The sequence below is a fragment of the Streptosporangium sp. OZ121 genome (assembly GCF_051918885.1).
GTDB lineage: Bacteria > Actinomycetota > Actinomycetes > Streptosporangiales > Streptosporangiaceae > Streptosporangium.
This window is the reverse complement of sequence record NZ_JBPXMC010000047.1, coordinates 39124-49164: the sequence shown is the minus strand read 5'-3', so window position 1 is coordinate 49164 and position 10041 is coordinate 39124. Positions and strand designations below refer to the sequence as shown.

The following is a 10041-nucleotide window of genomic DNA, read 5'->3' as shown; positions in this document are numbered from 1 at the left end:
GACCCAGCCCAGGCTGATCCGAGCGACCGCCCAGACGTAGTCGACCGGCCGCTTGACGACCTGTGCGGGGGCGGCGTCCACGACCGGAGCGGGGGTGGTCTGAGCGGGAACGATCCGAGCGGGGACGACCGGAGCGGGTGTGGCCTGAGCGGGGACGGCGCCCGTAACCGGCCCGGTGTGAACGTCGTATCCGTGAGTGGTGGCCATGACGGCTCCCCTTTCCCTATCCCTGGTGCTCCGTGGAGCTCAGCGGTTCTTGTGACACCCTCATCACACCGCTTCCCCGAGCCCGGCCACAGTGCCGTACGAACCGCGTCACGATCTCGAACGTCCCTCCCCCGCGGGACCTTCGGCCCTGTCACGCCGCGTACGAGATGAGTGGAACGACGGAAGGAGTCCGCACCGGCCGGAAGAAAGGGCACGCGACTCCTTTCCCGTCTCCGTCATGCGGGAAAGTCCGACACCCGACGGCACCGCGGCCGGCCCTCCGCGGAGATCGTCTACTCCCCCCGTGGAGCAGGAAGGGCCTTGAGGTCACGGATCAGGCAATGAGGCCCGATGGTCAACATGATGTAGATTATTCACATCATGGCAAGTACATCGGGTGGAGGTCGCGACGTCGAGCACCTGGCGTCCCGGCTGCGGATGCTGACCCTGCAGCGTTCGGACGCGTGGCTGGACCTCGACCTCACGCTGCCGCAGCTGCGCGTGCTGTTCGCCGTCCGCCGCCGAGACGGCTGCACGGTCTCAGAGCTGGCCGAAACCCTCGGACGGCGGCTCGCGGCCACGTCCGCCCTGGTGAACCGGATGGTCCGCGCCGGGCTTCTGTACCGGGTGAGCGATCCCGACGATCACCGGCGGATCCGGCTGAAGCTCACCGACGAGGCGGAACGGATGCTGACGACGACGGACCAGCGGTCGGCGGAGAGGTTCGCGGCCGTCTTGGGACGCATGAGCGCGCAGGGCCGGGCGGCGCTGGCCGGCGCCCTGAGCGAGCTCATCGAGCTCGTGTCGTCGGACCTCTCGGAAGACCGCGCACCGGGCCCCGGCCCCTACCGCACGGAAGAAGGACCCTCATGAGCACGTATCCGTACCGCAACCCCTATGAGGGCTTACCCGAAACGATCGGCATCAAGGCCGTCCGCGACGCCGGTTTCCGGCAACACCGGTTCGACACCGGGGCCGTGCGGCTCAATTACGTGGTGGGCCCGGACAACGGACCTCCGCTGGTCCTGCTGCCGGCGCAGATGGGGACCTGGGAGAGCTACCAGCGGGTACTGGTGCCGCTGTCACGGCGGCTGCGGGTCTACGCGGTCGACGTGCGCGGGCACGGCACGTCGAGCTGGACCCCGGGCGAGTACTCCTGGGAACACCTCGGCGCGGACATGACGGCCTTCCTCTCCGAGGTCGTGCGATCCCCTGCCGTCGTCGCCGGCAATTCCTCCGGCGGGCTCCTCGCCCTGTGGTGCGCGGCCAACCTCCCCGATCAGGTCGCCGCGGCGATCCTGGAGGACGCCCCGGTGTTCTCCGCGGAGATGCCCCGCTTCCGTGACCACGACCGCTTCGTGTACGGCGGGCTGAAACACCTCGTCGACACCCTCGGCGACCCCCACCACCGCGATCTCGCCGACTACTTCCGCGGCCTGACGCTCCCGGTCTCGGAAACCCGGGAGAAGCGCGTCCCGGACTGGTTCGTCTCCTTTCTGTCCCGCCGCGTCCAGGCGTTCCAGACTCGCCATCCCGGCCGGCCGGTGGACATCCCCTACTTCCCTCTCAAGCTCCGTCTGCTGCTCAAATGCCTGTCCATGTACGACGTGGACTTCGCGCGGGCCTTCGTCGACGGCCGGTTCTACAAGGGACTCGACCACGCCGACGCGCTCACTCACGTGTCGTGCCCGCTGCTGGTGCTGCACGGTGACTGGCGGCGCGTGCCGGGCCGCGGCCTGATCGGCGCGATGGACGACGAGGACGCGGCCCGGATCAGGCGGCTCGTACCGCACAGTCGATACAGGAAGATCAAAGCCAATCACGTGATTCACATGTCGAGACCCCGCCGGTACGTGGAAGCGGTGAACACCTTCCTCGGGGAGGACGTCCTGGGCGAGTTCGCCGGTCCGGCGAGACCGGCATGATGCCACTCGTGACGTCCGGTCATTGCCCGGTGAGTCGGGAATCGGTGAACAGGGCGAGCAGGTCGCCGATGCGCCGATCGGCCTCCGCGGGATGACGGAAACGCCCGGCCGGGTTGATGGTGTACTCGTTGCGCCGCCCGACGCGTTCACGGTGCAGGTATCCGGCGGCTTCGAGGTCGGCGACGATGGCCTGCGCGGCGCGTTCGGTGATGCCGACGGCTTCGGCGACGTCACGCAGCCGGGCGGTCGGCTCTCTGGCGATGGCCAGCAGCACGTGGGCGTGGTTGGTCAGGAACGTCCACTCCTTCACCTCGTGAGCCGATCTGGCCCGGGCTGCCGGAGACACATGATCACCATCCGTACGGTCTGGCCGGGGGGCATGTCACCCCTCAATGTACGCACGCGAAGACACGAAAGCAGCATCGTGATTTTCGCGTCCCAGCCCTTGACATACGAACGACACTTCGTGAATAGTTTATCGTAGTTTGAGGGGGAGTACCCGACGTTCGACGCGCCGCCGTCAGCACGGACCCGGCAGATCCGGGTCTCGGCGGCGCAGCCACCGGTGCGGTGGCCCGGGGAGACCTTCGTCCGGCAGCGCCGGCCTCCGCGCGGAGGCCGGCCGGTCGAGAGGTCTTCCCGTTGTCTGTGTCATGGTGGGTCTGGGCGGTGCTGATGCTGGCGATCGCCGCGATGCTCGCGGCCGATCTGTTCCTGCACCGCGACAATCACGTCATCGGCTTCCGTGAGGCCGCCGTCTGGTCCGGTATCTGGATCGCCGCAGGACTGCTGTTCGGTGTGATCCTGTGGGCGTGGCAGGGCGGCGACGTGGCCGGCACCTACTACGCCGGGTATCTGATCGAGAAGGCGCTGTCGATCGACAACGTCTTCGTCTTCGCGCTGATCTTCTCCTATTTCGCCGTACCGGCGGCGGTGCAGCACAAGGTGCTGTTCTGGGGCGTGATCGGGGCGCTGATGTTCCGGCTGGTGTTCATCTTCGTCGGCGCCGAACTGCTCGAGACGTTCTTCTGGACCGCGTACGTCTTCGGCGCGTTCCTGATCTACACCGGCTACAAGATGGCCTTCCGCCACGACGAGCAGAGCCCACCGGACCGCAACCCCGTGGTGCGCCTGGTCCGGCGGGTCATCCCCACCGACGCGACCTACCACGGCGACAGGTTCTTCACCCGCGTCAACGGCAAACGCGTCGCCACCCTGCTGCTCGTCGTCCTGATCGCCGTCGAGACCACCGACCTGATCTTCGCCATCGACTCCGTCGCCGCGATCCTGGCCATCACCACCAGCACGTTCATCGTCTGGGCCGCCAACGCCTTCGCCATCCTGGGCCTGCGCAGCCTGTACTTCTGCCTGGCCGGGCTGCTGCGCCGCTTCGTGCACCTGCACTACGGCCTCGCCGTGCTGCTGGCCTTCGCCGGCGTCAAGCTCATCCTGTCCGAGACCCCGATCGGGAAACTGCCCATCCCGGTGACGTTGGGCGTGATCGTGGCAACGATCACGGTGTCGATCGTGTGGAGCCTGCGCAGCACGCGCGGTACCGGCGGTCCCGCGGACAGCGATCGCGCACTCGGCGCCGGCGGCCCGGCGGCCCCGTCCACCACCGGCGCCCCGTAGCCGCCCGCCGCACCGCGTCCCCGTCCCCGGGGCTGCCGGCCGGGTCGGTCAGCGTTCCTCCAGCACCTCGGTGACCGGACGGCGGACGCCCCGGCTGTCGTCGAAGGTGATGCCCAACCGCATGATCATCTGGGGGTACTCCTGCGAGCACAGCTCCTGGCGCAGGAACTCCCGCAGGTGGAACATCTCCAGCGCCTGGGTGTGGAAGGCCGCGCTGAGACCGTAGGCGGAGGCGTGCAGCAGGACCCGTTGCAGTGCCTGGCCGGCCGCGATCCAGTCCTGGCGGGTGTCGCCCTCGGTGGTCAGGACCGCCACGACGCCGGTGGAGGCGGAGAAGGACTGGTCGGCGTCGCTGCCCCAGGGGCGGCCGTGGGCGTAGTCGCGCTGGGCGAAGTGCGGGTGGGTCTGCCGGGGGGCGCGCGGATAGGCCTCGGCCGGCACGCCGTCCTTGCGAGGGCTGCCCGGCGGACGCGCCCAGCCGATCACCTCCAGCGACAGCGGCCGGTCCTGGGACTGCACGTCCTGGGCGGCGCAGGTGATCGCGGAAAGCACCCGGATCGCCGGCTCGGAGCGGACCGGCGTCAGCCGCGCCCCCTCCCCGCCCGCCTCGGCCACCAGCGCCTCGATGAGAGGTTCCGGGACGGGCAGCTCCGTGAAGCCGGCCCGGTGGGTGCGGCGGCGCTCGATCTCGGCGTGCAGCAGCCGGGTGTTCTCATCGGCGGCCACGGCCGCTCCCGGCCGTACCGTGGCCAGCAGGGCCGGCCGGTCGGGGTCGGGCAGCACGCGCACCCGCGGCTCGTGACCGAGCACGCGCAACGCGAGCCGCACGTTCGTCAGGGCCGCACCGCAGCTGATCAGCAGCTCCCGGCCGCTGGGATCGCCGGCGCGCAGCTTCCTGTCGCTGTCGGCACGCAGCGCGATCTCGTCGCCGTCGACGCCGAAGGACCAGGGCTGGGTGTTGTGCACCGACGGCGCCCACGTGGCGGCCTGGACCGCCGTGCGGAGCACCGAGGTGATCTCCTCGGTTGTACGGGCGTTCACGATCTCACCTCTGTCACAGGAACGGCGGAACGGGGGCCAGGTCATCGGATCGGCAGGTGAGGGCGTTCTCGACGTCGAGGACGCCGTCGATCTCGCGCGCCGCCGCGACCAGGGGCGCGATCTGTGACCGGAAGGCGATGCGGCCTCTCAGCGTGAGCACTCCCGCCTCGACGCCGACGACCATCGTCTCCGGATCGACGGCGAGCCGCTCACAGATCTTGGTGACCTCGCGTTCGATCTCCTCGGCCGGACGGACGAAGATCTTGAGCAGATCGCTCTGGTGGACGGTGCCGGTGAGGCGCCCGGTGACCGCGTCGATCACCGGCAGCTGCTTGATCCGGTGCCGGTGCATCAGCCGCGCCGCGTCCCGGACGGTGGCGTCCTTCGTGATGGTGATCGCAGGGGTGGTCATGACCTGCCTGGCCGTAGCACCCGCGGCTTTGCGATGCTCCTGGCGTCTTTTGCGACTGTCGAAGACGCCGGCGGTGCTCGCGCCGGAATCGATCTCCTTGAGCAGGAGATCATCGTCGGCGACCACCCCGATCGGGTGATCGTCGGCGTCGATGACGGTGAGCGCGCCGACCTTGAAGCGCCGCATGGCGTCGACCATCTCGGTGAACGTCGCCTCCGGCCGCACCGCGATCGCCACGGCGCCCATGATTTCCCTGACCTTCATGACGCACCTCCTCCCTGCAACCATCGCAAAGCGGCCCGGAAAGCGTCAGCGGCGAAAGTCCCCTGATCAGAAGGACTTATGGTCTGTCTCGTTCCGGGCGGGACGGCCTCTGCCCCGCCCGCGAACCGGTGATCACAAGGAGGCCAGGGAGAAGTAGGCCTCCTCCTCCTGATCGAAATGCAGCAGGAGGACCGCGTGCAGGCCGTAGAGGCAGGCGCACAGGTCGTCGAGCTGCTCCGGGTGCACTCCGCCGTCCTCGGCGAGAGCCAGATGGCGCCCCAGCCGGCGTACGAGCCGTTCGATCTCCGCGTGTGCCCGGCTCATGGTCATCGTGACCTCGGGGCCGCCGAGAACGCGTCCCATCGCCGGGTAGAGCCGCTGTTCCTCGGCCCGTTCGTGCGGGAGCAGGCGTTCGGTGAGGAAGGCGTGAACCTCCCTCAGGCGGCCGAGGGCCTGCGCCGTGGGATTGCCGGCCAGCTCGTCGGCGGTCTCCCGGATCAGTTCCAGGGGCGGCCGCAAGGAGGAGTGCTCCATCTGGAAGCGGCGCAGCAGGGACTCGGTGGTGGCGTCGACCACCGTGCGGGTTCCCCGGGCGGGACGCAGGGCCCGCAGCGCGTTGAGGATCACCGTCACGTCGATGGCCTCCTGCAGCAGGGCGCCGGCCGCCGGCGGCAACGCTCCGGCCGCCGCCACGATCATGGCCAGCAGCGAGAGGGCCATCCCCGCGCTCGCGCTCTGCACGGCGATGCGGCGGGAGCGGCGGGCGACGTCCATGGCGTCGGCGAGCCGATCCAGGCGATCGGTGGTGAGCACCACGTCGGCCGCCTGGGTGGAGGCGGCCGAGCCGTGGGCGCCCATGGCGACCCCGACGTCGGCGGCGGCCAGGGCCGGGGCGTCGTTGATCCCGTCGCCCACCATCACGCTCACCGCCCTGGCCGTCTCCTGCCGTACCACCCGCACCTTGGCCTCGGGACTCTGCTCGGCCAGCACCTGGTCGACGCCGAGCACCGTGCCCACGCTCTCGGCGACCTCGGCCCGGTCCCCGGTGAGCATGATCACCCGCTCGATCCCGGCGGTGCGCAGCCGCCGCAGGGTCCGTGCCGCATCCGCCCGTACGGCGTCGCGGAGCAGGATCACGCCCGCGGTCTCGCCGTCCACGGTCACCCAGACGGTCATGGCGCCGTCCAGCGCGGCCCGCGCCCGCTGAGCCCGTTCCCACTCCGAGGAGGAGTCCGAGGAGGAGGTCGTCGCCTTGCCGACCTCTATCCGGTGGCCCTGCACCACCCCCGCGGTGCCGATGCCGGGCCTCTCCAGGACCTCGGCCGGCTGCGGCAGCTCGGCCCGGTGGGCGCGGGCGGTCTCGACGATCGCGGCGGCGAGGACGTGGGAGGAGATCTGATCCACAGCGGCGGCCCAGCGCAGCACGTCGTCGGCGCGGGCGCCGGGTGCGGCCACGACGTCGACGACCCGGGGGCGTCCGGCGGTCAGCGTTCCGGTCTTGTCCATGATCAGCGTGCGGGCCTGCCCCAGCCTTTCCAGCGCTCCCCCGCCCTTGACCACCACGCCGTGCCGTGCCGTACGCGACAGCCCGGAGGCGATGGCCGCGGGTGCGGCGAGCAGCAGCGGGCAGGGGGTGGCCACGACCAGTACGGCGACGGCCCGTACCGGCTGGCCCGACAGCAGCCAGGCGGCCCCCGCCAGCAGGAGGGTGACGGGCAGGAACCAGGCGGCGAACCGGTCGGCGAGCCGCACGACGGGGGCGCTGTCCGTTTCCGCCTGCCGTGCCAGGCGCACCACTGCGGCGTAGGTGCTCTCGGCCGCGGTGCGGGTGGCCCGCAGATCGAAGGCGGAGCCGGCGTTCACGACACCGCTGCGCGCGCTTTCCCCCCTGGCGCGCTTCACCGGGATCGACTCTCCCGTCAGGGCCGACTCGTCCAGCAGCGCCGGTTCTTCCGCGATCACCCCGTCGACGGGGACCGTCTCGCCATGGGGAACCAGCAGCAGGTCGCCGGGCCGCACCTGTTCGACCCGTACCAGGGCGGGTGTCCCGTCCCGGTAACGCCGGGCCGAGCGCGGCGCATGTTCGTACAGGGCGGTCAGGTCCCGGCGGGCCCGGCGCAGGGCGTGGTCCTCCAGTGCCCGGCCGGTGGCCAGCATCACGCCGATCAGGGCGCCGGCGAGATACTCCCCTACGGCGAGTGCCCCCGCCAGGGCGAGTACGGCGATGGCGTCCACGCCCAGCCGGCCGCTTCGCAGCGCCGAGATCACCCATCCGGCGGCGGGCACCAGGGCGACGCCGGTGACCGCCGCCCACAGAAGATCGGCGACGGTACCCGCGCCGGCCAGGTGAAGTGCGCCTCCGGCCAGCAGCCCGCACGTGGTCACCGCGAGGAAGGCGATGGTGCCCCAACGTCTCACCGTCCAAGCCTCCTTCGGGTAGCAGCCTCGGCCCAGGGACGGAGGTCTGTTTCGATCAGGACCTTGGGCCCGCCGATGAGCGCGGCGGCCCGCACCGGCACGTTCGGGGTCGTCTTGACCGGTCCGGGCCCGGGCGGCGAGCTGGTCGCCTACTCGCTCGGCGCGTGCCTCGGCTCACCGAGCCCGAAGTCCGGGCCCGGGCACGACCTGAGCTTCGGGGTCCTGCGGTCGGCTGAGAGGTATGACACCTGCGGGGTGACGTGCGGCGGGATGACCAGCACGGGGCAGAACGCGTGGGCGGCGACATGAGCGCTCACCGAGCCGAGCAGCAGCCCGGTGAGCCCGCCGAGACCCCGGGATCCGATCACCAGGGTCTTCGCCGTCCGGCTCAGCGCGACCAGCTCCGACCCGGGGGCTCCCCGGGCCAGGATCGAGCCCACGTCCCGGCCCGGCAGCAGCCGCTCGGCCAGTTGCACCCCTTCGGACAGGACGCGGCCCGCGTGCCGGCGCCGCTGCTCGGTGATCGCCGCCTCGCGTTCGGCGTGCGGACCGTCCCAGACATGGCAGACGGTCAGCTTCGCCCATCGCGCCCCGCACTCCAGCGCCGCCCATTCGACCGCGCCACGGCTGTGTGGCGACCCGTCGAACGCGACGATGACCTCTCGCCTCATGGGAACACCCTCCAGGTATGACCGTGATGTCATGTCAAGGGCAGGGTCTCTGCCTCATCCCGCGGGAACGTGGGAGGGCAGGACCGGGACCAGGCGGAACATTCCCGTCATCAGCTCGGGTGGTTCCCGGTGTTCGGTGATGCGGCCGGCCACGGCCCGCAGCACGTCGGTGGCGGTCATCATCCCGGCCAGCCGGTGATCCTCCCCGATGACCCCGATCGCGTCGACGCCGGCGTCGAGCATCGCGGCCACCGCGTCGGCCAGGGGCGTGCCGGGCGTGGTGTGCGGGCGGCGGCGGTCGGCCAGCAGCGCGCGAACCCGTACCTGCGACTGCTCGACCGGGCCGCCGGACCAGTGGGCGGTGAGGTCCTCACGGGTCAAGATCCCGCGCAGGCAGCCGTGCCCGTCGAGGACCGGCAGGTGATGGACCCCCGCACGACGCATGATCTCCCACGCCAGCAGCGGGGACTCCTCAAGATCGACGGCGACCAGGGTACGGCTCATCACCTGCGCCACGGTGAGGGCGCCGATGTCCATCACGCCTCCCCCCGGGCCCGGACCACCGCGACGGGACAGCGGGCGTGATGCAGGACGCCGTGGCCGACCGAGCCCAGCACCGCCGAGCCGAACCTGCCCAGCCCCCGGGAGCCGACGACGACCAGGTCCGCGGCGGCCGAGGCCTCGCAAAGGACACCGACCGGATGCCCGCAGACCAGCGTCTGCTCGACCTCGACCCGCGGGTACTTCTCCCGCCACGGGGTGAGCGTGCCGGCACACACCTGCCGCTCGGCGGCGAGGATGTCCTCGACCAGGGGGGTGTAGACCATGGCGCCCGGTCCCACGACGGGCATCTGCCAGGTGTGGATCGCCCGCAGCCCGGCGCCGCGCCGGGCGGCCTCCTCGAAGGCGTACTCCAGCGCCACCGCCGAATGGTCGGAGCCGTCGAAGCCCACCACGACCCGGTCGTAGGTCCGCTCCGGTGCGCCCCTGACGACCACCACCGGGGTGGCCACGTGCCCGGCCAGGGTCAGGGAGACCGATCCGAGCAGCAACCCGGTGAACCCGCCCAGCCCGCGGCTGCCCAGCACGACCTGCTCGGCGTCCTCGGCCTCGCGCCGCAGGACCTCGCTCACCCGGCCCGCCTCCAGCAGGGTCTCCACCTCCAGTCGCGGCGCGCGCTCCCGCGCCAGCGCGGTCGCACGCTCCAGCACCTCCTGGCCGTACTCGGTGACAGAGTCACGAAAGCCCGGCGGGGTCTGGAGCGGGATGTCACCGGGCCACGGCTCGCACACATGAACGATCTTCAAGGCGCACCCGCGCCGCACCGCGTCGTCAACAGCCCATTCGACCGCACTGTCCGCGGGAGACGAACCGTCCACACCCACCACCACATGCGCTGCCATACCGACCTCCTTGGCCTCCTTGGCCTCTCCTCCATTCCACCGGCCGGCGGCGCTTTCCACAGCGGCCC

Annotated in this window: 10 protein-coding genes and 1 pseudogene; 3 read left to right on the top strand and 8 right to left on the bottom strand. The window is 71.0% G+C overall.

The annotated features are described in order from the left end of the window. Nucleotides 1-207 (bottom strand): annotated as a pseudogene (locus tag ACTOQ1_RS41080) (hypothetical protein); the annotation flags it as partial. A gap of 381 nt (nucleotides 208-588) precedes the next feature. On the opposite strand from ACTOQ1_RS41080, the gene ACTOQ1_RS41075 reads away from it, so the two are divergent. Then, the gene (locus ACTOQ1_RS41075; protein WP_440073794.1) at nucleotides 589-1080 is read left to right on the top strand and encodes a MarR family winged helix-turn-helix transcriptional regulator; all 492 of its coding nucleotides are present in this window, start codon (nucleotides 589-591) and stop codon (nucleotides 1078-1080) included. Next, nucleotides 1077-2132: an alpha/beta fold hydrolase gene (locus ACTOQ1_RS41070; protein ID WP_440073793.1), complete on the top strand. Its 1056-nt coding sequence runs from the start codon at nucleotides 1077-1079 to the stop codon at nucleotides 2130-2132. The genes ACTOQ1_RS41075 and ACTOQ1_RS41070 overlap by 4 nt, the downstream gene beginning before the upstream one ends. A 19-nt stretch (nucleotides 2133-2151) precedes the next feature. Here ACTOQ1_RS41070 and ACTOQ1_RS41065 read toward each other — a convergent pair whose 3' ends face one another. Beyond that, nucleotides 2152-2442 (bottom strand): helix-turn-helix transcriptional regulator, encoded by a 291-nt coding sequence (locus ACTOQ1_RS41065; protein WP_440073791.1) that lies wholly within the window; start codon nucleotides 2440-2442, stop codon nucleotides 2152-2154. 338 nt (nucleotides 2443-2780) lie between these two features. On the opposite strand from ACTOQ1_RS41065, the gene ACTOQ1_RS41060 reads away from it, so the two are divergent. Continuing rightward, nucleotides 2781-3764 carry a TerC family protein gene (locus tag ACTOQ1_RS41060; protein WP_440073798.1) on the top strand — a complete coding sequence of 328 codons (984 nt, stop codon included), beginning with the start codon at nucleotides 2781-2783 and terminating at the stop codon, nucleotides 3762-3764. 48 nt (nucleotides 3765-3812) lie between these two features. On the opposite strand, the gene ACTOQ1_RS41055 is transcribed toward ACTOQ1_RS41060, so the two are convergent. From ACTOQ1_RS41055 to ACTOQ1_RS41030, 6 genes are all read right to left on the bottom strand, one after another. Beyond that, a complete protein-coding gene (locus ACTOQ1_RS41055) occupies nucleotides 3813-4805 on the bottom strand; it encodes an Acg family FMN-binding oxidoreductase (protein WP_440073790.1) in 993 nt (330 codons plus the stop codon). 13 nt (nucleotides 4806-4818) lie between these two features. Beyond that, the gene (locus ACTOQ1_RS41050; protein ID WP_440073788.1) at nucleotides 4819-5481 is read right to left on the bottom strand and encodes a CBS domain-containing protein; all 663 of its coding nucleotides are present in this window, start codon (nucleotides 5479-5481) and stop codon (nucleotides 4819-4821) included. A 132-nt stretch (nucleotides 5482-5613) separates the two neighbouring features. Further along, on the bottom strand, nucleotides 5614-7899 hold the full coding sequence (locus tag ACTOQ1_RS41045; protein WP_440073787.1) for a heavy metal translocating P-type ATPase: 2286 nt from the start codon (nucleotides 7897-7899) through the stop codon (nucleotides 5614-5616). A gap of 149 nt (nucleotides 7900-8048) precedes the next feature. Then, entirely contained in the window at nucleotides 8049-8570 is a 522-nt protein-coding gene (locus ACTOQ1_RS41040) for a universal stress protein (RefSeq protein WP_440073786.1), read from the bottom strand. Nucleotides 8571-8624: 54 nt separating this feature from the next. Then, on the bottom strand, nucleotides 8625-9107 hold the full coding sequence (locus tag ACTOQ1_RS41035; RefSeq protein ID WP_440073784.1) for a CBS domain-containing protein: 483 nt from the start codon (nucleotides 9105-9107) through the stop codon (nucleotides 8625-8627). After that, on the bottom strand, nucleotides 9107-9973 hold the full coding sequence (locus ACTOQ1_RS41030; protein ID WP_440073782.1) for a universal stress protein: 867 nt from the start codon (nucleotides 9971-9973) through the stop codon (nucleotides 9107-9109). The genes ACTOQ1_RS41035 and ACTOQ1_RS41030 overlap by 1 nt, the downstream gene beginning before the upstream one ends. Between the last annotated feature and the right edge of the window lie 68 nt (nucleotides 9974-10041).